19 protein-coding genes, 3 rRNA genes, 1 pseudogene and 1 other annotated feature are annotated in these 23267 nt (G+C 45.9%); of the genes and pseudogenes, 10 read left to right on the top strand and 13 right to left on the bottom strand.

Going from position 1 to position 23267, the window contains the following annotated elements:
• Nucleotides 1-120 precede the first annotated feature (120 nt).
• A complete protein-coding gene (locus ACZ444_RS06355) occupies nucleotides 121-2073 on the top strand; it encodes an aconitate hydratase (RefSeq protein WP_382357116.1) in 1953 nt (650 codons plus the stop codon).
• A 179-nt stretch (nucleotides 2074-2252) separates the two neighbouring features.
• Nucleotides 2253-2603, top strand: coding sequence for a thiol-disulfide oxidoreductase DCC family protein (locus ACZ444_RS06350; protein WP_382357115.1), 351 nt, complete (start codon nucleotides 2253-2255; stop codon nucleotides 2601-2603).
• 26 nt (nucleotides 2604-2629) lie between these two features.
• On the opposite strand, the gene ACZ444_RS06345 is transcribed toward ACZ444_RS06350, so the two are convergent.
• From ACZ444_RS06345 to ACZ444_RS06335, 3 genes are all read right to left on the bottom strand, one after another.
• Complete coding sequence (locus ACZ444_RS06345; RefSeq protein WP_382357114.1) at nucleotides 2630-3451, bottom strand: VanW family protein; 822 nt, start codon at nucleotides 3449-3451, stop codon at nucleotides 2630-2632.
• A gap of 84 nt (nucleotides 3452-3535) precedes the next feature.
• The gene (locus ACZ444_RS06340; protein ID WP_382357113.1) at nucleotides 3536-3787 is read right to left on the bottom strand and encodes a hypothetical protein; all 252 of its coding nucleotides are present in this window, start codon (nucleotides 3785-3787) and stop codon (nucleotides 3536-3538) included.
• Nucleotides 3788-4034: 247 nt separating this feature from the next.
• On the bottom strand, nucleotides 4035-5249 hold the full coding sequence (locus ACZ444_RS06335) for an NAD(P)/FAD-dependent oxidoreductase (protein WP_382357112.1): 1215 nt from the start codon (nucleotides 5247-5249) through the stop codon (nucleotides 4035-4037).
• A 169-nt stretch (nucleotides 5250-5418) separates the two neighbouring features.
• Here ACZ444_RS06335 and ACZ444_RS06330 point away from each other — a divergent pair, with 169 nt between their 5' ends.
• Together ACZ444_RS06330 and ACZ444_RS06325 are read left to right on the top strand one after the other, a co-directional pair.
• On the top strand, nucleotides 5419-6072 hold the full coding sequence (locus ACZ444_RS06330) for a DNA-3-methyladenine glycosylase family protein (protein ID WP_382357111.1): 654 nt from the start codon (nucleotides 5419-5421) through the stop codon (nucleotides 6070-6072).
• A 257-nt stretch (nucleotides 6073-6329) separates the two neighbouring features.
• Nucleotides 6330-6605 (top strand): hypothetical protein, encoded by a 276-nt coding sequence (locus tag ACZ444_RS06325; RefSeq protein ID WP_382357110.1) that lies wholly within the window; start codon nucleotides 6330-6332, stop codon nucleotides 6603-6605.
• A 54-nt stretch (nucleotides 6606-6659) separates the two neighbouring features.
• Here the strand turns inward: ACZ444_RS06325 and dacB are convergent, their stop codons facing one another.
• The 4 genes from dacB to ACZ444_RS06305 form a co-directional block, all read right to left on the bottom strand.
• Nucleotides 6660-8138, bottom strand: a complete 1479-nt coding sequence (dacB, locus tag ACZ444_RS06320; protein ID WP_382357109.1) for a D-alanyl-D-alanine carboxypeptidase/D-alanyl-D-alanine endopeptidase — start codon at nucleotides 8136-8138, stop codon at nucleotides 6660-6662.
• A 177-nt stretch (nucleotides 8139-8315) separates the two neighbouring features.
• Complete coding sequence (locus ACZ444_RS06315; protein WP_382357108.1) at nucleotides 8316-8558, bottom strand: stage VI sporulation protein F; 243 nt, start codon at nucleotides 8556-8558, stop codon at nucleotides 8316-8318.
• 199 nt (nucleotides 8559-8757) lie between these two features.
• On the bottom strand, nucleotides 8758-9198 hold the full coding sequence (locus tag ACZ444_RS06310) for a GNAT family N-acetyltransferase (protein WP_382357107.1): 441 nt from the start codon (nucleotides 9196-9198) through the stop codon (nucleotides 8758-8760).
• Between the two features lie 27 nt (nucleotides 9199-9225).
• The gene (locus tag ACZ444_RS06305) at nucleotides 9226-9459 is read right to left on the bottom strand and encodes a YppG family protein (RefSeq protein ID WP_382357106.1); all 234 of its coding nucleotides are present in this window, start codon (nucleotides 9457-9459) and stop codon (nucleotides 9226-9228) included.
• A gap of 164 nt (nucleotides 9460-9623) precedes the next feature.
• Between ACZ444_RS06305 and ACZ444_RS06300 the strand changes: the two genes are divergently transcribed.
• Entirely contained in the window at nucleotides 9624-10415 is a 792-nt protein-coding gene (locus ACZ444_RS06300) for a DUF2268 domain-containing putative Zn-dependent protease (RefSeq protein ID WP_382357105.1), read from the top strand.
• 24 nt (nucleotides 10416-10439) lie between these two features.
• On the opposite strand, the gene ACZ444_RS06295 is transcribed toward ACZ444_RS06300, so the two are convergent.
• The gene (locus tag ACZ444_RS06295) at nucleotides 10440-10772 is read right to left on the bottom strand and encodes a hypothetical protein (RefSeq protein WP_382357104.1); all 333 of its coding nucleotides are present in this window, start codon (nucleotides 10770-10772) and stop codon (nucleotides 10440-10442) included.
• 202 nt (nucleotides 10773-10974) lie between these two features.
• On the opposite strand from ACZ444_RS06295, the gene ACZ444_RS06290 reads away from it, so the two are divergent.
• Both ACZ444_RS06290 and yjcZ read left to right on the top strand, forming a co-directional pair.
• Complete coding sequence (locus ACZ444_RS06290; protein ID WP_382357103.1) at nucleotides 10975-11079, top strand: YjcZ family sporulation protein; 105 nt, start codon at nucleotides 10975-10977, stop codon at nucleotides 11077-11079.
• A 272-nt stretch (nucleotides 11080-11351) separates the two neighbouring features.
• Nucleotides 11352-11525, top strand: a pseudogene (gene yjcZ / locus ACZ444_RS06285) (sporulation protein YjcZ); the annotation flags it as partial.
• Between the two features lie 86 nt (nucleotides 11526-11611).
• Here yjcZ and ACZ444_RS06280 read toward each other — a convergent pair.
• Complete coding sequence (locus tag ACZ444_RS06280) at nucleotides 11612-13084, bottom strand: MDR family MFS transporter (protein ID WP_382357102.1); 1473 nt, start codon at nucleotides 13082-13084, stop codon at nucleotides 11612-11614.
• Between the two features lie 336 nt (nucleotides 13085-13420).
• Between ACZ444_RS06280 and ACZ444_RS06275 the strand changes: the two genes are divergently transcribed.
• Complete coding sequence (locus tag ACZ444_RS06275) at nucleotides 13421-13555, top strand: YjcZ family sporulation protein (protein ID WP_382357101.1); 135 nt, start codon at nucleotides 13421-13423, stop codon at nucleotides 13553-13555.
• 130 nt (nucleotides 13556-13685) lie between these two features.
• On the opposite strand, the gene rrf is transcribed toward ACZ444_RS06275, so the two are convergent.
• The 3 genes from rrf to ACZ444_RS06260 form a co-directional block, all read right to left on the bottom strand.
• Nucleotides 13686-13801, bottom strand: a 5S ribosomal RNA gene (gene rrf, locus ACZ444_RS06270).
• Between the two features lie 129 nt (nucleotides 13802-13930).
• Nucleotides 13931-16856: ribosomal RNA gene (locus ACZ444_RS06265) — 23S ribosomal RNA — on the bottom strand.
• Between the two features lie 258 nt (nucleotides 16857-17114).
• Nucleotides 17115-18681, bottom strand: a 16S ribosomal RNA gene (locus tag ACZ444_RS06260).
• The 16S, 23S and 5S rRNA genes sit together here, the layout of an rRNA operon.
• A 394-nt stretch (nucleotides 18682-19075) precedes the next feature.
• On the opposite strand from ACZ444_RS06260, the gene ACZ444_RS06255 reads away from it, so the two are divergent.
• Nucleotides 19076-19819, top strand: a complete 744-nt coding sequence (locus ACZ444_RS06255; protein WP_382357519.1) for a hypothetical protein — start codon at nucleotides 19076-19078, stop codon at nucleotides 19817-19819.
• Between the two features lie 42 nt (nucleotides 19820-19861).
• On the opposite strand, the gene leuS is transcribed toward ACZ444_RS06255, so the two are convergent.
• A complete protein-coding gene (gene leuS, locus ACZ444_RS06250; protein ID WP_382357520.1) occupies nucleotides 19862-22276 on the bottom strand; it encodes a leucine--tRNA ligase in 2415 nt (804 codons plus the stop codon).
• Between the two features lie 69 nt (nucleotides 22277-22345).
• Nucleotides 22346-22563, bottom strand: a binding site (T-box leader).
• Between the two features lie 127 nt (nucleotides 22564-22690).
• On the opposite strand from leuS, the gene mnmM reads away from it, so the two are divergent.
• Nucleotides 22691-23260 (top strand): tRNA 5-(aminomethyl)-2-thiouridylate-methyltransferase MnmM, encoded by a 570-nt coding sequence (gene mnmM / locus ACZ444_RS06245; protein ID WP_382357521.1) that lies wholly within the window; start codon nucleotides 22691-22693, stop codon nucleotides 23258-23260.
• Nucleotides 23261-23267 lie beyond the last annotated feature (7 nt).

The following is a 23267-nucleotide window of genomic DNA, read 5'->3' as shown; positions in this document are numbered from 1 at the left end:
CAATTCTATACTCGATGGGAGAAAGTAATAAATAGAAAGTACTTAAGATTGCTTTTCTGTTTGATTGCTTATTTACAAGGAATGACATTGTACAGTTATGATTTAAAAGGAGGAACCACATTGGCTTTGAATGTTGCACAAAAACTGATCAAAGATCACGTCGTTTCGGGCGACATGAATGCCGGGTCAGAAATTGGTCTGCAAATCGATCAGACACTGACCCAGGACGCCACAGGAACCATGGTCATGCTTGAACTTGAAGCGATGGGCCTGGACTATGCCAAAACCGAAGCTTCAGCACAGTATGTTGATCATAATCTAATCCAGGAAGATAATAAAAACCCTGATGACCATCTGTTCTTAGAAAGTTCTGCCCAGCGCTTTGGTCTTCACTTTTCAAGACCCGGAAATGGGGTTAGCCATCCTGTTCACATGCAGCGTCTCGCCGTACCTGGCAAGACTTTGCTCGGCTCGGACAGTCACACATGTGCTAACGGCTCAATGGGCATGCTTGCCATGGGTGCAGGCGGTATTGATGTGGCCATGGCCATCGCAGGTGAACCATTCCATATCACGATGCCTCAAGTTATGGGCGTTAAACTCACAGGTGACTTGCCTGACTGGGTAAGTGCGAAAGATGTGATCCTGGAAATGCTCAGACGCCATGATGTTAAAGGCGGCGTCGGAAAAATTATTGAGTACTATGGACCAGGACTTGATCATTTATCAGCCATGGATCGCCATGTCATTGCCAATATGGGAGCAGAACTGGGCGCTACAGCAACTGTTTTCCCATCGGATGACGAAGTTAAAAACTTCCTCGAACACCAGGGCCGCGGTGATGACTGGGTTGAAGTGACAGCCGACGAAGATGCTGCCTATGATATCTATGAAGAGATCAATCTGTCTGAGCTTGAACCTTTAGTTGCCCAGCCATCCAGTCCGGGCAAAGTTGTTCCAGCCAAAGAGATTGCAGGCACGCCGATCTATCAGTCCTACATTGGGTCGTCAGCCAATCCAGGATACCGCGATTTCGCTGTAGCAGCCGAGACTGTTAAAGGCCGTAAGATTGTTAATGGTGTGTCACTCGACATTAATCCGACATCCAGACAAATGCTTACCGACCTTGTAAGCAATATGCATATTGCCAATCTGCTGCAGGCTGGATCCCGATTGCATCAGGCAGGCTGCAATGGCTGTATCGGAATGGGGCAGGCACCTGCATCCGGACGAAACAGCTTACGGACAACACCACGTAACTTCCCAGGCAGATCCGGCACAAAAGAAGACAGTGTTTACTTATCCAGTCCGGAAACAGCTGCAGCATCTGCACTAACAGGTGAAATAACGGATCCGCGGACATTGGATATGCCTTATCCGAAAGTCAAAGATCCGGCTGAAACCAATAATGTGGATGACAGTTTACTGGAAAAACCGCTGCCACGGGAGGATGCTCAGAAAGTTGAACTGGTTAAAGGACCAAATATTGCCTCCATCCCAGCTATGGACAGTATGCCTGACAAACTCGAACTGCCTATAATGCTTAAAGTCGGCGACAATATTTCGACCGACGAAATTCTGGCCGGCGGTGCCCGCGTCCTGCCATATCGCAGTAACCTGCCGGAAATCGCCAAATTTACGTATGAAAATGTTGATTCAACATATGTTGACAGAGCTATGGAAGTCCGCGAAGAAACCGGGCATGCCATTGTTGGCGGATTTAACTATGGTCAAGGCTCAAGCCGTGAGCATGCCGCGCTCGCACCAAGATATCTCGGTCTGCGTGCCGTCCTTGTTAAAGATTATGCCCGTATACACTGGCAAAATCTGGTTAACTTTGGAATTCTGCCACTTCAATTCACTAACGAAGCTGATTACGACAAGCTTGAGCAAGGAGATGTTCTCCAGCTTAATGATTTGCGAAATCAAATTCAGAATAACGACCAGATCAACGTAACACTGGCTAATCAGGGTGAGGAAGTTACTGCTGAACATAACCTATCCGAACGCCAGCGTGAAATTATCCTGGCCGGCGGCTTGATCAATTGGATCAAACAAAAACAAGATGCTTAAACAAGAGAAGCCTATCTGTGTTGAAACAGATAGGCTTTTTCATGTATTAAATAGTTGCTTTGCCGTTTTATTAATTTATAACGTGCTTCAACGCCGCAACGGTTTCATGTTACCATAAACATAATGGAAGACTTCAGCCAAACAGCCAGCATAATTAGTATCAGAGCGGGGGTTAGCATATGATTATTTACTATGACAGCTACTGTAAACTGTGCTCACATTCGTCTGTCATTTGGAAGAAAATGGACCGAAGACAGCGACTACATTTTTCGTCTTTTCGAAATCTTGATCATTATCCAAAAGAGATGGAACAAAAACTGCATGTCTATAACCGAGGCAAGTGGTTTAAAGGGTATGATGCCATCATTGCCATAAGCAAAAAATTGCCGCTTCTATGGTTGAGTGTTCCCATATTGACCGTACTTAAATGGATCGGGTTGGGTGACTTCGTTTATAACACCATCGCTAAACACCGACAAATGGTACCAGTGAACCAATGTGATGCGGACGGATGCCAAATAAAATCCTGAGGGGAGAATGCTTCAAAGCCCTGCTATCATGACTTAGAACTTAAAACAACAACGTTCATATGTCCATCCGCTGCGGAAGCCTGCAGTAAAACCGGCTTTTTACGCCGATTAATAAATGAGAAGTCAGGGCCGTTCCAGCTAATTGTGGCATCACGGCCTGACGGTACATACGGAACACTGCGGCTATGAGAATAACGCTCCTTAATCTCTATCCCCTTTAAGTCAACAGCATTATATAATGTCGATGAAACCTGACAAATACCGCCGCCAATACCCTCAGACAACTCCCCTTTAATAATAACCGGAGCCTGTTTGTATCCTTTTTCTTTCGTACGTTTACCGACCACATTATTAAAGGAAAAACGCTCACCAGGAAACACAACCTGATTATTAATCGCTTCAGCAGCCAGTTCAATATTGCGTGAACGTTTCCTGTTCTCCGGCTTAAAATCTGTTGTATAATGACCGATCTCCTCTTCGCGAATGTCAGCAAGCAATTCACTGTCCACTCGAGGATAAACAGCCCTTACAGGTGTTTCAATTCTATTCTCGCCTTCTTCGTAAAAGTATTCCTGGAATAGTTGCTGAAATGTTCGCCGGTCTAATGCCTCACCAGGCTTTTCCTTAATAATATGACCGTCATCATCCAGCTTCGCGTTAATCGGATCTTCATATAATTTTTCATTCAGGATATCCATTTGCAGTTCCAGTTTTGGCTGATCAATCAATAAGCGATCAGCATAGCGCAGTTCAAAATCCTCCTTAACCAGTTCGTCCACAACTTGATTGTTGTCAATTACCGTAAATGGAACAGCTGTCAATAAAAAAGACAAGATAATGGTTGTCATTCTAACCACCTCCTGTCCGGTAGCATTTGATACTTAATTAAAAACATAACACCATAACATTAATAAAATCGTTCAATGCATTAGCTAAACGACGTAAATAACAAAAATAACAATGACCAACACTAGTGTAACCCCATAAATAGCCAACTGTAATGGAATATTATGCTTAAGTGAAGAGGATTCATATTCACGGGATCGCGCCAGTTCATTTTCTGCGGTATCACCCTTATCTTCCAATTTATTCATTTTATTTTCTTCCTGTCTAAAAACATACAACGTCCCGCCCAATGCCGCAATAAATAAAACTGCCAAGAGACTTATCAAGCCAACAATCATAACATCTCCCCCTTTGTAAGTCTATTCCACGAATGAAAAATGAATGACATCGCTGCTAATTATGGATATATAAAAACAACCACCCCGTTATGCAGCAGGATGGTTGTGATAGTTATGGTTAGTTACTAACGGAAGTCTCGCGTATCTTCAAGCACGCGTGTGGCTGCTGTGTAGCCCGCAACCGTTGCCAATACCAGTAGTAGTCCATATAAGATTCCATTTTTCATAATAGTCCCTCCTCACTGAATTACCACATGCGCAGTTTGCCTTTTTTCAAGACGAGCTTCGGTCCGCCAAGCAGGAACAGATAACGGTTATCAATGACCTTTTTCATCGATACAGCTGGCTTACTATATAATTTATTGTCGTTAAATACCGTTCCCATAGCATCTGTTTCACCCAGGGATGCAACAGTTCCTTTATCATCAAAGATAAATTTCTTCAATGGCTGATGTCTAAGCAGTGCTTTCAGATTATCTGAGCACGTATCTGCGTGCTGCATAGCTGCCTGAGCAGTTGGCGGGAATGGTTTTCCTGCTTCTTCATCCATTACCCATGCACAGTCACCGAGGATGAAAATATTCTCTTGTCCTGGTGCACGCATATCGCCATTAACCGTTACTTTACCTTTGGTTAATTCAAATCCGGATTTCGAGAGAACCGAGCTTCCGGTTACGCCGCCTGTCCAGACAATGGTGCCAGCTTTAATTTCTTCCATATCGTCACCTTCGCCGATAACAAAACTATTCTTCTTGCACTCAGAAATTTTGGCACCTTCCCGGAATTCAACACCGCGGTCTCCCAGAGATTTCTTAGCATAAGCAACTAGTTTATCATCAAAACCAGGCAATACACGCGGCGCAGCCTCTACGTTGACAATTCGCGCTTTATTCTGATCAATATCATATTTCTTGCATAGTTCAGGAATTTTTTCAGCCAGCTCACCAACAAGCTCAATACCTGTAAATCCGCCGCCGCCGACAAGAACAGTCAGATCTTCATCTTTCGGATTAGGATCTGTGCTGTATTTAGCAAATTGGTATTCAATCTGTTCGCGGATCATACGGCTGGAATCCATATCTGTTATGGAAAAAGCATTTTTCTCCATACCTTTAATACCAAATGTGTTGGTTTCAAATCCAAGCGAAATGACGAGGTAGTCATATGTAACCTCACTGTTTGCCAAAACAACACGATTCTCATCTTTTTTCACTTCAACAACGTCATCATAAATCAGATTGACTCGTGACGGATTGATTACATCACTAATCATAATACGAGCCTGGTTCTGATTTATCGTTCCGGCAGCAACTTCATGAAGCCATGTTGTCTGAAAATGATAATTATGCTTATTAACAAGTACAATTTCTGCTTCTTCTGGACTCAGCTTCTGTGTGAGCCGTTTTGTTGTCATCATACCGGCGTAACCAGCACCGAGAACGACGATCTTTGGCTTACTCATATACATCCACCTTTCTTAATGGCAAGTGCTTCGGTTAAAGCCTATTTTTCATTGCACTAGTATGATAACAAAATCAGCCGATTTAGGCTAGCAATTCAATCTTAAAAGATCTCTTTTGTCAAGCACTGCTGCAGCCGTTAAAATGAATATAGTAAATGTGAGGTGACTTATGCCATCGTTTGTTATCCAGCCATCAGACGAAGCTGTTCAGACATTAGCCGCATCTGATGCTCAAATGCAGAAACTTATCACGGTCATCGGAAAAGTTGTTGTCCCGATGCGCCCAGACTATTTCCGGTCATTGGCCCGCTCAATTACCGGGCAGCAGATATCGGTCAAGGCTGCCGAAACCATTTTCAGCCGTTTGGAAAAACGTGTTGAGGGTCATATGACACCTGAGATGATCTGTCAGGTTTCTGATGACCAATTGCGTGCAACTGGTTTATCCGGTCAGAAGACGCGTTACCTGCGTGACCTTGCTGCAAAGATTCAAGACGGCACAATTGACTTTACACATCTGCATGCTTTAACGAATCAAGCCGTCATTAAACAGCTGACAGCGATTAAAGGCATTGGCAAATGGACAGCTGAAATGTTTTTAATCTTCTCGCTGGGACGCATGAATGTGCTGGCCACTGACGATGTTGGTCTTCAGCGCGGAGCTAAATGGCTGTATGATACTGATGAATCAACGCGCAAACAAATTTTGCTTGATAAACAAAAGGTCTGGACACCGCATTTGACCATAGCATCCTTCTATCTATGGAAAATTGTCGATTTAGGCTACGATAAAGCATACCTTTCAATTGAAGACATAACCTAGAGTTCAAAACTAAGCGACTCAATCCGCCCAGTCACCCATTTTGGCGTGCGTACATGCCTGATGTGACATTAACGTTCTCGGCACGACGTAATCCCTCTGGCTGATCTGCTTTTCAGTACGTCCAATCCCCTCCATTTGACGACAAAGTACAATTTATAGAAAAAATTTGAATTACCCATACATATTTTAGTAATGCTTGCGGCATAGTAACAACAGAGCGTTATACAGCTCGAAAATTTTATTGGAGGTTGATACACATGGCACAACAAAATCAACAACTACAGCAGGCTGTTCAACAGGCTGAACAGGCTCAGCAGGCTGTCCAGCAGGCACAATCAAGTGCAGATCCGCAACAGCTGCAGCAAGCACAACAGCAAGTTCAGCAGGCTGAACAGCAGCTGCAAAATGCCCAACAGCAATCTGGCGCACAGCAACAGCAGCAGGATCAGCAGCAAGTTCAGCAAGCTCAGCAGCAGCTGCAGCAGGCGCGTCAGCAAGTGCAGTCCGCTCAGCAAAACAACAGCAATCAATAATGATTCCGGCCTGCAGCCGTCATTAAAAAGGGGTCCACACAATGTGGGCTCCTTTTAATTGCGGTGAGCTATAATGTCAATAATGTTATCCTCAATTTCTGGTCCATCTTCTTCATCAAGCAAGTTATTCAAGAGTATTGAGAAAATCAATTTTTCGCCTTGAATGGTCTCCATATATCCTGAAAGTGTGCTCACCCCGTCAATGGTTCCGGTCTTAGCCCGGACTGTCCGCTCAGTCATGCGATTCTGCAGTGTGCCGCCTATCAGCCGTTCAGACGCACCGGCTTTGGGCAATGCATTCAAATACGTCTTAAACCATGCCTTCTCCTGCACGTTGTACAGCAATTCGGTGATGTCATTAGCCGGCAGCAGATTCATATGGGAAATGCCCGACCCGTCCCGGATCATTAAAGAAGAAGTGTCCACACCTAAGCCGGCTATTTCCGTTGTCAGCACATCCAGTCCTTCTTCCCAGCTGCCTTCATCATGAACTGTTTTCCCCAGTTCTTTAACAAGCATTTCAGCATGCGTATTGTTGCTTAATTTCATAAATGGATTAAGCAACTCACTTAGCGGCATGGACTTGTCCGTATACAAAACAGCAGCTTCTTCCGGGGCCTGGCCAGTTGTTATACGCCCTGTCCACGTTATCCCTTCATTTTTCAATGACTGACGGAATAAATCAAGAGCATAGCCTGTTGGGTCCCAGACAGCGATCCATTCTTTAACACCTTCTGACCCGGCTGGTATCATGCCCTTGACGTGAATGGTGTTCCCACCGTGTTCGCGCTCAACCGTCAGTGTTTCATTACCAGCTGCTGTTATTGTTTTCGCATCATTTGTTACCTGAACATGAGACGTCTCGGGTTTTACTGTGACATCTGGCTTCTCACCGGATTGACCAGGATGCACGTCAACCGTGACACTGCCAGCGTTATAGTCCGCGTCAGGCGAAGCAGTCAAAGCGGATATTTGGGCACCGTAGTACCACTGTTCATCACTCCAAATGAGATCATGTGACAGTCGTTTGCTGTCGTACCATGTATCATCTGCTGCAACGTCACCATCAATGACGTTTATGCCATTTTCTTTCACCTTTTGAGCCAATGCGGCAAAATCTTCAGCCAGGAGCGTTGGGTCTCCCTTACCCTTCAGATAGAGATTACCATTCAGTCTTTCACCTGAGATAGAACCATCTGTTAAGAGCTGTGTCGACACTTTATAATCTTTCCCTAACGCAGACAGCGCCGCAGCGGCCGTTAACAATTTCAAATTGGAAGCCGGGCGCAGACGAATATCCCCCATATGATCATATAGTTTTTCACCTGAGACAGCATCACGAATACTTATCCCTGTAATGGTACCCTTAAGCTTGGCTTCATGGTTAATATAGTGCTCAAGGTTTTGAACCATGGCGGTTGATTTCCCTCCCTCTTCTGCTAATTCGGCTGTTGACCTAACAGTTGTTGATTCAAGTCCCAAAACAACGACACATAAAATAAGTATTCCAAAACTAAGACGTTTAGTCGTCATACATGCGTCACTCCAAAAAAACGGCCTTTTGTTCTACCAATTCATTATAAACAGTGCAAACGCCTGTCTAATTTTCAATGATAGACTTGTTGCTTCTGTTTTATACATGAATACTTAAACACTACGATGTCACACAAAAAATCCCCCTGCCACCACAAGGCGCAGAGGGTACAATTTTTACAGCATTTTGGAAATCGTTGAGCTATCCACTTTTCCTTTTTTATCGGTCAATGTTTTAACAATCTTGTCTTCAGTACTTTTTGATACTTGTTTATTAGCTACTTGTGCCACTTGTTTAATAAGACGCCTGACATTTTGTTCTTCTGATAAGTCGGTGCTGTTTACCGACTGGGCAAGCTGCTTAATATCATCGCTTTTAACACCGGTTTTCTTTTCAACTTGTTTAAGCATGTCATCCATTCGAGTCCACCTCCTTAGAGCATTATAGAATTATTCTATGAAACTTCTGTACAGGAGGAAAGGCGTATATAGGTGCCATCGGAGAAATGTGCTGATGTCCCAGCATACGAAATCTAAGGATATAAAAACGCCATTTGGGCAAGGAGCAGTTGCCGCGAGACCGCCAACTGCATCACAGCGGTCTCTATAACCAGTGCGTTTATTTCAATCTAAGCGAAAGCAGTGACGATACTTCCTGAAATCCGAGTTCTTCATATAAAGATTTTATAGAATTTCCAGCGAAGACATTGAGCATCACAGTGTCAAAATCCGCTTCCTGCAAATGTGCAAGTGCTGCACGGCATAAATCTTCAGCAATACCCTGCCCCCGGTAATGCGACAGGACATACAATTCCGGTATCATACCTGCTGGTTTATCCTGATAATGATCAATTGTGCTTCCCACAGCAATCCATCCCATGAGCACGTCCTGCTCTGCATACACCAGGTAATAGCCGCCCTGTTTTAAAAATGGTTCGACCATTTGAAAAGCCTTTTCGTCTGTCGGCGGGATATGACCCATGCTGGCCTCTTGTAATACATGCAGGGCGTACGCCATAATTTCCTCAAGTTCACGCTGATTGGCTTTGCGTATAGTCATCTGTTAACACCTCTCTCCCAGCATTAATCAGCGCTTAGTAAATTTCGTTATTAATGGACTGATCTGACCATATAATTGACCGACTTGCTGAGCAACCGTCGTGATTTTATCAATATCCATATTGCCGTCCTGATCTTGAAATTGCTTGAGTATCAATTGCGTTGTTGAGGGTTTTGAAGGGTATGGTACTGGCGGTTCAGGCTTATGCATTGCTCCGTGCGGCATTGGGACCGGTGGACCTGGCCTTCCTGAGTTGATCATTCGAACACCTCCCCATTAACTATTTGTAATAGTCTATTCAGCTGGCAGCAAAAATGAAAAGGTTAAACACCTAACACGTGAGAACTGAGTATTATGTATGTTTCATAACGGCTTGATCCCGCATACCATACTCTTATAGGATAAAAAAGGTTAGGAGTATGCATATGAGTGTCATCCGAACAGACAGGTGGCTTACAGCTCAGCACAGGCCAGTTAAACTTTGCAGAAAACTGACACCATACTTCCAGGAAACTGTTTCATCAGACCATATCCATCAGCACTTGAGTTTGCACGGTATGTATAGGAAACCACTTAAAGATAACGACAATTTCATCAAATCCCTGCAGAAACGTGATATTTGGCGAATTGTAGGACAGGAAGAAAAACAATTGCGAGAAGCGTGGGATGGACCAACTGTTCCAATCTTTATCCTGCCTGCTGATCCTGGCAATTGCAAACTGCGACATGAACTCAACGGCAAATCGGGGCTCAGTTTTCCTGATAAGGTCTTTTTATTTGTTTCCGAGCATAATACAAAAGATGAAATCAGAGCACTGTTTACTCATGAATACAATCATGTCTGCCGCTTGGCTAAATACAACAAACAAGAAACCGATTATTTACTTCTGGATACAGTCGTTTTGGAAGGACTGGCTGAGAACGCTGTGCGTGAAAGACTCGGCAGCTATTACAACGCGGACTGGACATCCTACTACTCAAAAAAGAGACTGGAACACATATGTAAACACTTGATTTTACCAAATCGGAATGTGCCCAAATCGAGTCCAAAACATGAACAGATTCTTTACGGCCTTGGACCCCTGCCGAATATGGCCGGTTATGGCGCCGGCTATTATCTTGTCCACCAATATATGATCGCCAATGACTTATCATCGCAGGATTTGCTCACAATTAAACCAGAAGACATTATTCATAAAACAGACGATGCAACTTAGCATCGTCTGTTTTGCATGTCACAGCTAAAAGAAGGGCAATAAAGCTAACGTGCCAATCGCCCCTAAGGCAATACCAAAACCGAATCCAGAGTTGGAACCATATCCATAGCCTGGACCGTAATTTGGTCCATAATTCGGACCATAGTTTGGACCATAATTTGGGCCATAACCAGGACCATAATAACCGCCATACCCAAAGCCGCCTAACCCCCTCTGTGAGCGAAGAGGCTGTAAATATACACGATGACGATCAACATCATGAATAAATCCACAATGAACATAACCGTCATGTGTCGAAATCCTGACTGGTCTGCCTTTATGCCGGCAGCAAAGATCATAATAATGATTAACAGACATTATGTCACCTCCAAATCCATTTGAGACTTACAGCATTATATGAGGGATACTGCTATTCAGTAAGGGCTATCACATTAAATGGCTAAAAGGCATCACATCGCTTATATATAAGCCCATTTCACATAAACCGGGCTAACAACCCATGTCATTGCAGGCTAAACAGCATACATTATTAACAAATGGTTATGGAGGTGTTTTAGCAATGAATGAATTTGGAGGCGGAGCAGGCTACGGCGGAGGTTTCGCCTTAATTGTTGTTTTGTTTATTCTGCTGATTATTGTAGGTACTGCATTCGTTGGCTATTAATGCCAACAGTATAAAAATTAACTACCTTTAAGGAGGAGTTTCATATGGCATTTGGTAATGTTCCTGGATATGGTTACGGCGGTGCTGGCTATGGCGGTGGCTACGGCTACGGTGGCGGCTACGGTTATGGCGGCTCTGGACAGTGTGGATGCGGTAATTCTGGACACTATGCAGGCGGTGGCTATGGCTACGGCGGTGGCTACGGCTGCGGCGGCGGATGCAGTGTTACCGTTCCAGGATACTGCACTTGTGTACCCCTAGGCGGCTATGGCGGTGGCTATGGCTACGGTGGCGGCTTTGGTTATGGCGGCGGCTACGGTGGCTATGGCGGTAGCTATGGTGGCGGCTATGGCGGCGGCAGCTACGGCCGTGGTTCCGGCGGCAGTTTTGCCCTGATCGTCGTCTTATTTATCCTGCTAATCATCGTAGGCGCTGCATGGTTTTAATTAAGTAATCTAAAAAAATCGGGCTGCCGAAATAACGGCAGTCCGATTTTTTGTGTTAATTAAATCACTGTTAGTTTCATAAAAAATTAACGCATGTTGGCATTCTGACCATGAATCTGCCTGACAATTTCCTTCTCTTTCTTCGGCGGGTGAAGGAACAGTGCTAAAATGAACGCAATCAACGCAAGAATCGTACTGCCCATGAATGCCCATTCAAAACCATTAACTTGTGCCATTCTCCCGAGTAATTCCTCTGGCACATTAGCTTCCGGTACAAACCTTTGCGATCCCATGGCGACGAGTGTAATAAGAACAGCCGTACCAATTGACGCAGAAATCTGCTGCATCGTGTTAGCTAAAGCCGATCCATGTGAGTACCATCTTGGCGGAAGCTGGTTCAAAGCTGACGTCATAACTGGCATCAGCACAAACGATAAACCAAACATACGGATGGCATAAATCGTTGATAAGTAGGCAAATGTCGTATCCAGCGACAACCGGGTAAACATAAACGTTGTCACGGTCACAATACCAAGTCCAATTAATGCAAGCCATTTCGCACCATATTTATCAAACAGACGGCCGGTAATCGGAGACATTAGACCGATAACAGCCGCACCCGGCAGCAGCATCAAACCAGATTTAAGCGGTGAGAAATTTAAAACGTTCTGCATGAATAACGGCATCAATGTTTCAGCACCAATTAAAGACACGAGAACAGTCATTGTAATAACAATCGCCAGCGTAAAAACTCTGAATTTAAATACCCGGAATTCTAACATAGGTGTTTCCAGAACAAGCTGCCTCCAGACAAATAAAACAATGATCGCAACGCCAATAATGATAGCACTGATAACAATAGGACTCCCCCATCCCTTATCTGAAGCCGTGCTGAACCCATATAAGAATGAGCCGAATCCGATTGACGACAAAATAATTGATAGCACATCGATTTTTGGCTTCCGCAGATCGGTTACGTTTCGCAAAAATAAAGCCGCAACTGTAATGGTTACAGCAACAATCGGCAGAACTGTTATAAACAGCGAGCGCCAAGTAAAATGGTCCAAAAGCCAGCCTGATAGTGTTGGGCCAATAGCTGGGCCAAATGCAATCACAATACCAATCATGCCCATGGCCGTACCACGCCGTTCAACTGAAATAACTGCCAGCAGGACTGTCATCAACAACGGCAGCATGATTCCGGAACCTGCTGCTTGTACGACACGTCCTAACAGCAGAACTGAAAATACAGGAGCAACTGCTGAAATAGCGGTGCCTAAACCAAATAGGCCAATAGCCGTTAAGAATAAACCTCTCGTAGTAAACCGATCAATTAAAAACGCTGAAACAGGTATCATGATGCCATTCGCCATTAAAAAGGCCGTTGTCATCCATTGTACCTTTCCCTGTGAGATTGAAAAAGCGTCCTGAATCGATGGAAGTGCCGTTGCCAATAATGTTTCATTAATGATCCCCATAAAAGCACCAGTCAGTAAAGCAGCAATCATTAATGCCTTTTGTTTTCCCGGCAAATCCCACGATATTCCTGTATCACTCATATAAATACTCCTTTCTGCATCACAAATGACCCTATTATCAAGGACAGCTAAAAAACATATGAAGTCTATCGCCGTCTTTAACATTGAATCTATATTTTTATGGTGCTTTGTATTATTAATTTCAACCAAATGATTTTAACATTGCAGTATTTTTAAAACAACTAATTAATATACAATAAACTAAAAAAATTTCGAACTGTTTATTACGAAAGTATCGTTCATATTCGGAGAACGGGCAGACCTGCTTCAGTTATACATTCTTTAATAAACATGGACTTCGTTCACACAATCAGTCAGTCCATGAATAGTATATTAGTGTCCTTTCCTAGGAGGTGAATGGGAATGAATGCAGAATGCGAAGGATATGGCGGCGGATTTTCCTTGATCGTTGTCTTGTTCATCCTTCTTATTATTGTTGGCACCGCCTACGTTGGTGGTGGCCTTGGCTGGAGCTACGGCAGCTATTACTAAGACGCCAGCAAGACATCTTTGACTGGATTAAGTGGCTGCCCATTTATTCAGACTTTTTTAAATACAAAGTGTGTGCTTCACCTGTTGCAAAATAAAAAACTGGAGCAACTAAATGCTCCAGTTTTTTATTGCCTGGCAGCGTCCTACTCTTGCAGGGGTCAAACCCCAACTACCATCGGCGCTGGAGAGCTTAACTGCTGTGTTCGGCATGGAAACAGGTGTGTCCTCTCCGCTATCGCCACCAGACCTTATGCTGTTCTTTTATTCTAATGAAGCACAGAAACCATTATAAGCATTTTTAATTCAAAATGCAAGAGGTTTTTTAAACCTTTGCACCCTGAAAACTAAATAAGAGAACCATCAAGCTGCATCCTGTTAGTTAAGTCCTCGATCGATTAGTATCCGTCAGCTTCACGTGTCGCCACGCTTCCACCCCGGACCTATCAACCTCATCGTCTTTGAGGGATCTTACTCACTGGACGTGATGGGAAGTTTCATCTTGAGGGGGGCTTCATGCTTAGATGCTTTCAGCACTTATCCTGACCACACGTAGCTACCCAGCCGTGCTCCTGGCGGAACAACTGGTGCACCAGCGGTGTGTCCATCCCGGTCCTCTCGTACTAAGGACAGCTCCTCTCAGACTTCCAGCGCCCGCGACGGATAGAGACCGAACTGTCTCACGACGTTCTGAACCCAGCTCGCGTACCGCTTTAATGGGCGAACAGCCCAACCCTTGGGACCGACTACAGCCCCAGGATGCGATGAGCCGACATCGAGGTGCCAAACCTCCCCGTCGATGTGAACTCTTGGGGGAGATAAGCCTGTTATCCCCGGGGTAGCTTTTATCCGTTGAGCGATGGCCCTTCCATGCGGAACCACCGGATCACTAAGCCCGACTTTCGTCCCTGCTCGACATGTAGGTCTCGCAGTCAAGCTCCCTTGTGCCTTTGCACGCTTACGAATGATTTCCAGCCATTCTGAGGGAACCTTTGGGCGCCTCCGTTACCTTTTAGGAGGCGACCGCCCCAGTCAAACTGCCTGCCTGACACTGTCTCCGGACCGGATTACGGTCCAGGGTTAGAATGTTCGTACAGCCAGGGTGGTATCCCACGGGTGCCTCCACGTAAGCTCGCGCTCACGTTTCCACGGCTCCCACCTATCCTGTACAAGCTGTACCAACATTCAATGTCAAGGTGCAGTAAAGCTCCACGGGGTCTTTTCGTCCTGTCGCGGGTAATGCGCATTTTCACGCATCGTATAATTTCACCGGGTCTCTCGTTGAGACAGTGCCCAAGTCGTTGCACCTTTCGTGCGGGTCGGAACTTACCCGACAAGGAATTTCGCTACCTTAGGACCGTTATAGTTACGGCCGCCGTTCACTGGGGCTTCGGTTCGCCGCTTCGCGCCAGAGGCGCTAACGCTTCCCCTTAACCTTCCAGCACCGGGCAGATGTCAGCCCCTATACGTCGCCTTGCGGCTTCGCAGAGACCTGTGTTTTTGGTAAACAGTCGCTTGGGCTTCTTCACTGCGGCTCAGGACTCGGCCCTGAGCACCCCTTCTCCCAAAGTTACGGGGTCATTTTGCCGAGTTCCTTAACGAGAGTTCTCCCGCTCACCTTAGGATACTCTCCCTGCCTACCTGTGTCGGTTTGCGGTACGGGCACCTGTGAACTCACTAGAGGTTTTTCTTGGCAGTGTGAAGTCAGGAACTTCGGTACTCAATTTCCCTCCCCGTCACAGCCTGGAACCATTGGCCGGATTTGCCTGACCAATTTCCTCACTGCTTGGACGCACATTTCCGACAGTGCGCATTCCTTATCCTTCTGCGTTTCCCCATCATTCAAATGCTCACGAGGTGGTACAGGAATGTCGGCCTGTTACCCATCGCCTACGCCTTTCGGCCTCGGCTTAGGTCCCGACTAACCCTGAGCGGACGAGCCTTCCTCAGGAAACCTTAGGCATTCGGTGAAAGAGATTCTCACTCTTTTTTCGTTACTCATACCGGCATTCTCACTTCCAAACGCTCCACCAGTCCTCACGGTCTGACTTCACAGCATTTGGAACGCTCTCCTACCATTGTTCCGAAGAACAATCCGCAGCTTCGGTGATACGTTTAGCCCCGGTACATTTTCGGCGCAGAGTCACTCGACCAGTGAGCTATTACGCACTCTTTAAATGGTGGCTGCTTCTAAGCCAACATACTGGTTGTCTGAGCAACGCCACATCCTTTTCCACTTAACGTATACTTAGGGACCTTAGCTGGCGGTCTGGGCTGTTTCCCTCTCGACCATGAACCTTATCACCCACAGTCTGACTCCCAAGGCTATGTAGCCGGCATTCGGAGTTTGACTGAATTCGGTAACCCGGTGAGGGCCCCTCGTTCAATCAGTGCTCTACCTCCGGTACACGCTCCTTGAGGCTAGCCCGAAAGCTATTTCGGAGAGAACCAGCTATATCCGTGTTCGATTGGCATTTCACCCCTACCCACGCCTCATCCCCGCATTTTTCAGCATACGTGGGTTCGGGCCTCCAGTCAGTGTTACCTGACCTTCACCCTGGGCATGGGTAGATCACACGGTTTCGGGTCTGCGACCGTATACTCAAATCGCCCTGTTCAGACTCGCTTTCGCTCAGGCTCCGTGTCTTCCACTTAACCTTGCATACGATCGCAACTCGCCGGTCCATTCTGCAAAAGGTACGCCGTCACCCATTAACGGGCTCCGACTACTTGTAGGCACACGGTTTCAGGTTCTCTTTCACTCCCCTTCCGGGGTGCTTTTCACCTTTCCCTCACGGTACTGGTTCACTATCGGTCACCAGGTTGTATTTAGCCTTGGGAGATGGTCCTCCCGTATTCCGACGGAATGTCACGTGTTCCGCCGTACTCAGGATCCACGCCGGAGGAAATCGCTTTTCGGCTACAGGGCTCTTACCCTCTTTGGCTGATCATTCCAAATCAATTCGCCTAAACCATTTCTTGATAACTCCGATGGCGTGTCCTTACAACCCCGGAAAGCAAGCTTTCCGGTTTGGGCTGTTTCCGTTTCGCTCGCCGCTACTCAGGAAATCGCGTTTGCTTTCTTTTCCTCCGGGTACTGAGATGTTTCAGTTCCCCGGGTATGCCACCTGCGCCCTATGAATTCAGACACAGGCACTGTCCCATTACGGACAGTGGGTTGCCCCATTCGGAAATCCCCGGATCACAGTCTGCTTACGACTCCCCGAGGCATATCGGTGTTAGTCCCGTCCTTCTTCGGCTCCTGGTGCCAAGGCATTCACCGTGCGCCCTTGATCACTTAACTTAATAAAACATTCGTTTAAACGAACGTCTGGATGTCGTCTTGAATGGTTTGCTCTTATTTAGTTTTCAAGGTGCAAATGTGCATCTCTGCACAAAGCTTCTATCTGCAAGCATCACAGTATGTGATAACTTAGACAGATGAGGGTTTGCTCCCTCAAAACTGAACCAAACAACCAGAGTAGCTGAAAACAGATATCGATCCGGCCGATACTGCCGCGCTAAGCGACAAGCACCGGCTTCCATATAATATCTTCCTTAGAAAGGAGGTGATCCAGCCGCACCTTCCGATACGGCTACCTTGTTACGACTTCACCCCAATCGTTGGCCCCACCTTCGGCGGCTGGCTCCAAAAAGGTTGCCTCACCGACTTCGGGTGTTGCCAACTCTCGTGGTGTGACGGGCGGTGTGTACAAGGCCCGGGAACGTATTCACCGCGGCATTCTGATCCGCGATTACTAGCGATTCCGGCTTCATACAGGCGAGTTGCAGCCTGCAATCCGAACTGGGAATGGTTTTATGGGATTTGCTTCACCTCACGGCTTCGCGTCCCTTTGTACCATCCATTGTAGCACGTGTGTAGCCCAGGTCATAAGGGGCATGATGATTTGACGTCATCCCCGCCTTCCTCCGGTTTGTCACCGGCAGTCACCTTAGAGTGCCCAACTTAATGCTGGCAACTAAGCTTAAGGGTTGCGCTCGTTACGGGACTTAACCCAACATCTCACGACACGAGCTGACGACAACCATGCACCACCTGTCACTCTGTCCCCGAAGGGAACACGGTATCTCTACCGCCATCAGAGGATGTCAAGACCTGGTAAGGTTCTCCGCGTTGCTTCGAATTAAACCACATGCTCCACCGCTTGTGCGGGCCCCCGTCAATTCTTTTGAGTTTCAGCCTTGCGGCCGTAATCCCCAGGCGGAGTGCTTAATGCGTTAACTTCAGCACTAAGGGGCGGAAACCCCCTAACACCTAGCACTCAACGTTTACGGCGTGGACTACCAGGGTATCTAATCCTGTTCGCTATCCACGCTTTCGCGCCTCAGCGTCAGTTACAGCCCAGAGAGTCGCCTTCGCCACTGGTGTTCCTCCACATCTCTACGCATTTCACCGCTACACGTGGAATTCCACTCTCCTCTTCTGTACTCAAGTCCTCCAGTTTCCAATGACCTGCCGCGGTTAAGCCGCGGGCTTTCACATCAGACTTAAAAGACCGCCTGCGCGCCCTTTACGCCCAATAATTCCGGACAACGCTTGCCCCCTACGTATTACCGCGGCTGCTGGCACGTAGTTAGCCGGGGCTTTCTGGTCAGGTACCGTCAAAATACTGCCCTGTTTGAACAGTATCTGTTCTTCCCTGACAACAGAGTTTTACGATCCAAGGACCTTCTTCACTCACGCGGCGTTGCACCGTCAGACTTTCGTCCATTGCGGATGATTCCCTACTGCTGCCTCCCGTAGGAGTCTGGACCGTGTCTCAGTTCCAGTGTGGCCGATCACCCTCTCAGGTCGGCTACGCATCGTGGCCTTGGTAGGCTTTGATCCCACCAACTAACTAATGCGCCGCGGGCCCATCTGTAAGTGGCAGCCTGAGGCCGCCTTTCAATCCCTCACCATGCGGTGAGAGGTGTTATCCGGTTTTAGCTCGCGTTTCCACGAGTTATCCCGGTCTTACAGGCAGGTTGCCCACGTGATACTCACCCGTCCGCCGCTCGTTCCACAGGCATCACCCCCGAAGGGGATCTGCCTGCTTCCCGCGCTCGACTTGCATGTATTAGGCACGCCGCCAGCGTTCGTCCTGAGCCAAGATCAAACTCTCCAATAAATAAGAGAGATGCAAACGACTGACACCGATCAATCGTTTTATCTCAGCGTTCATAATGTCTCAAAAAGCTTCATCCAATCATATGAACACATATGACCGGGTGCCTCTTACCTGACATCTGTTTCAGGCTGGTTGTTTTGTTCAGTTTTCAAGGAGCAAATAATGTCGTTTCTTCAACAACAAAATCATTATATCATCACGATTAGTGGCTGTCAATCAGTCATTTATCTATGATTATTCGCTGTTTTTTGCTGTTCTTCGCTGTCTTTCAGCGACAAACACAATAGTACTACAGTTTAAAATGGAAGTCAATAATCGATTAAAATAAATATCTAAAAGTGCATATATAAACGCCAAATTTCACAAACTAAATCATATTAGAGGTGAAAATGGAATGACTTTAATTATCGCAGCATTACTGCTGACAGGTTTCTTAATGCCCTCACCAGCTACAGCAGAGGAAACTGAGCCACATTCCCAAGAGATTCATATATATCAAAAAGATGTTGCCGGCAATAATGCTCAAGAAACGGTCAAACTGCTCGGAACATCATTGGGATCAGACTCAAATTACAATACCATAATAAAGACCCATATCACAAATACTGAGGGCGATGACTGGGAAATTTCCTATGAAGGCGGCTATAAGCCTTACATTCAGTTTTACGATTTGAATCATAACAATGTTAATGATCTGTTTTATCAAAGTGAAACTGGTAACGGCGATTCACATCATTACCACTTGCATACGTTTGAAAATGGTCAGCTAACAGAAATGAAACTTCCTGAACAACAATCTATAAAAGCTGAATTTAGAGATGATTTTCAGATTGCAGTCCAGATTGATTACAAACAGGAGCCATCACTTATTAATGTAGCAGATAAAGCGTCAGCTTATATTCGAAAGGGTATTTATAAAGAGAATGGCGACGTGAAGTCTGATGCATCACCAATCATTGCTCCCATCGCCCGGTTTGAACCTGTTCAAGTGAGTGATTCTCAAGGCTATGGGCTAAAAAGCCGTCAGCAGATAAGCGGAACCGATCGATCCGATAAATTGGGAACGATCGAGACATTGTGGTATTACGAAAATGGCGAGTGGATCATTCTAGACACTGACTGGAAACCATCTGACTAAACAAAAAGGATCCCATTCGCGGAAGAATGAGATCCTTTTTGTTTAATTTGCAACGATATTCACTAATTTGCCCGGAACCACAATCACCTTGCGCACTGTTTTTCCTTCAAGCTGTTCTTGAATACGTTCATTCGCCAAAGCCTGTTTCTCCAGTTCTTCTTGTGATATATCCTTAGCCACGTTCATTTTAGCCCTAACCTTACCCATAATCTGTATGACAATTTCAACCTCGTCCTCGACTAATTTAGCTGGATCATAGGCCGGCCAGTTCTCATACGTGATTGTTTCCGTATGACCAAGCAGTTCCCATAACTCTTCAGATACATGTGGCGCAACAGGCGAAAGCATTTTAACAAATCCTTCAATATAACCCTTTGGAACTTCATCTGCTTTATAGCTTTCATTAATGAACACCATCAACTGAGAAATGCCTGTATTGAAATGAAGCTGCTCAAAGTCTTCTGTTACTTTTTTGACGGTTTCATGGTACACCTTATCCAGTGGCGTGTCATGACTCACCGGCACAATGTTATCCGTTATGCCTCTGTCTTCTGTTACAATCAGGCGCCATACCCGGTCCAGAAAACGCCGTGCTCCGTCGAGACCATTCGTTGACCAGGCAACTGCAGCGTCGAGCGGTCCCATAAACATTTCATAAAGCCGGAGTGTATCGGCACCGTGTGTTGTGACAATATCATCAGGGTTAATAACATTTCCTTTGGATTTACTCATTTTTTCATGGTTTTCCCCATGAATCATACCCTGGTTGAACAATTTTTGAAATGGCTCTTTTGTTGGAACGACACCAATGTCATAAAGAAATTTATGCCAGAACCGAGCATATAATAAGTGAAGAACCGCATGCTCGGCACCACCAATATAAATGTCTACCGGCAACCATTGTTTAAGGGCTTCTGGATCCGCCAGCTGCTCTGGATTATTCGGGTCAATAAAACGCAGAAAATACCAGCAGCTGCCAGCCCATTGCGGCATGGTATTGGTTTCCCGGCGTCCCTTCATACCCGTTTCCGGATCAACAACATGAACCCAGTCACTATTAGCAAGCGGTGATTCACCATTACCAGGCGGTTTAATCTCGTCGAGCGCTGGCAGCTCCAGCGGCAGTTCGTCTTCCGGCACGGCGCTCATAGACCCGTCTTCCCAATGAATAATTGGTATAGGCTCACCCCAGTAACGCTGTCTGGAAAAAAGCCAGTCACGCAATCGATAAGTAACCGTTCCGTTCCCTTTTCCGTGCTCTTCCAGCCAGTTCGTCATTGTCGTGATGGCTTCATCCTGCATCAGACCATTGAGAAAATCGGAATTAATATGCTCCCCCTCACCGGCATACGCTTCTTTGGTCAAATCGCCACCGGACACAACTTCTTTTATAGGCAGGTTAAATGTTTGTGCAAATTCATAGTCACGCTCATCATGACCCGGAACAGCCATTATCGCTCCTTCACCATAGCTCATTAGCACATAATCAGCTATCCAGATCGGCATTTTTTCATGATTAACGGGGTTGATCGCATAAGCGCCAGTGAATGCGCCCGTTTTTTCTTTCGCAAGGTCTGTCCGTTCCAGATCCGATTTCGTTTCGATTTCTTTTAAATAGGCTTCGACTGCCTCCTTTTGAGCAGGCGTAACGATCTTTTCAACAAGCGGATGTTCTGGTGCAAACACAGCATAAGTTGCTCCAAACAAGGTGTCAGGCCTTGTAGTGAATACTGTGAATTGCTCTTCATAGCCGGCAATATCAAATATGACATCAGCACCTTCCGAACGGCCAATCCAATTGCGCTGCATGTCTTTAATGCTTTCCGGCCAGTCGAGTTCATCCAAATCTTCCAGAAGTCTGTCAGCATAATCAGTAATTCTGAGCATCCACTGTTTCATCGGTTTACGGACAACAGGGTGATCGCCCCGTTCGCTTTTACCGTCAATAACTTCCTCATTGGCCAGCACTGTTCCAAGTGCCGGGCACCAGTTAACCGGGACTTCAGCCATATAGGCCAGTCCATGGTCATAAAGCTTTTTAAATATCCATTGCGTCCATTTATAATACTGCGGATCAGTTGTATTAATTTCACGATCCCAGTCGTAGGAAAAACCAAGGTCCTTAATCTGCCGTTTAAAGGTAGCAATATTATGCTCAGTGAATTCAGCCGGGCTATTGCCTGTATCAATGGCATATTGTTCGGCAGGCAAGCCAAATGCATCCCAGCCCATTGGATGCAGGACGTCATATCCCTGCATACGTTTCATCCGGGAAAAAATGTCGGTTGCTGTATAGCCTTCCGGGTGTCCTACATGCAACCCTGCTCCGGACGGATAAGGAAACATATCAAGGGCATAGATTTTTTCTTTATCTGAATGTGCGGGCGTTTTAAATGTTTCATTTTCTTCCCAATAGTGCTGCCATTTCTTCTCAATTTCCTGATGGTTAAAACTCATATTCATTGCCTCCTGTTATTCATTTTTAAGGGCCAGAATGACTGTCTATACAAAAAACTTCTCATCCTCTAAAAGGACGAGAAGTTTATCTCCCGCGGTACCACCCCGATTAACGTGCTGCAACGTTCACTCGTTTCCTTAACGCGGGATCCACGGCAGAAACTAGGAACGCATCGTCATTTCTGCAACTGAAAGGTGAGTTCACAAAAGGTCGGGAACAGTTCACACCAGCCACTGTCTCGCTTCACCCGAGAGCATTCATTACTAGTCCTTATCATAGTCGTTCTCTCCTGTATATAGTGCAGTCTACCCAATAAGAGGGGGAGTTGTCAAGATCCGACAGCGTCCGTCCTTTCCAATCACCCCTTTTTCGTGCTAAACTATGAGCAGTTAACGTAAAGGAGCACGTGCACTATGCTAAAAGGAATCATTAACTACTCACATTATTTAATGCAGGAAGCTGTCAATCAGGGTGATACGATCATTGATGCTACGTGTGGAAACGGCCACGATACCGTTTTTCTCAGCAAGATTGCTGGTCAGGAAGGCCATGTATTTGGTTTCGATATTCAGGACCAGGCAATTGCTCACACAAATGAGCTTCTCGCGCAAAATGGGTCAACGAACACAACGCTTATTAAAGACAGTCACAGCAATTTGCTGCACCATATACCTGTGGACCGGCTAACCCGTTTGGGCGGAGCCATATTTAATCTCGGATTTCTCCCGGGAAGCGATAAATCAATCATTACCCAGAGTGAGACAACAATCCTGGCCATCGAAAGCATGCTTCTGCACCTGAAGCAGAACGGAATTATTGTACTCGTCGTTTATCATGGTCATGAAGGCGGCGATCAGGAACGCGAAGAGCTTATGCGCTACGTTCGCCAACTGAATCAGTATCACTATCAGGTTTTATTCTATGGTTTTGTTAATCAGAAAAATGATCCGCCTTTTATTCTGGCCATTACAAAACACGAATAAAGAAGCT

The organism is Lentibacillus kimchii (genome assembly GCF_055381965.1).
Note: the sequence above shows the minus strand (reverse complement) of the source record. Positions and strands in the feature narration are given on the sequence as shown.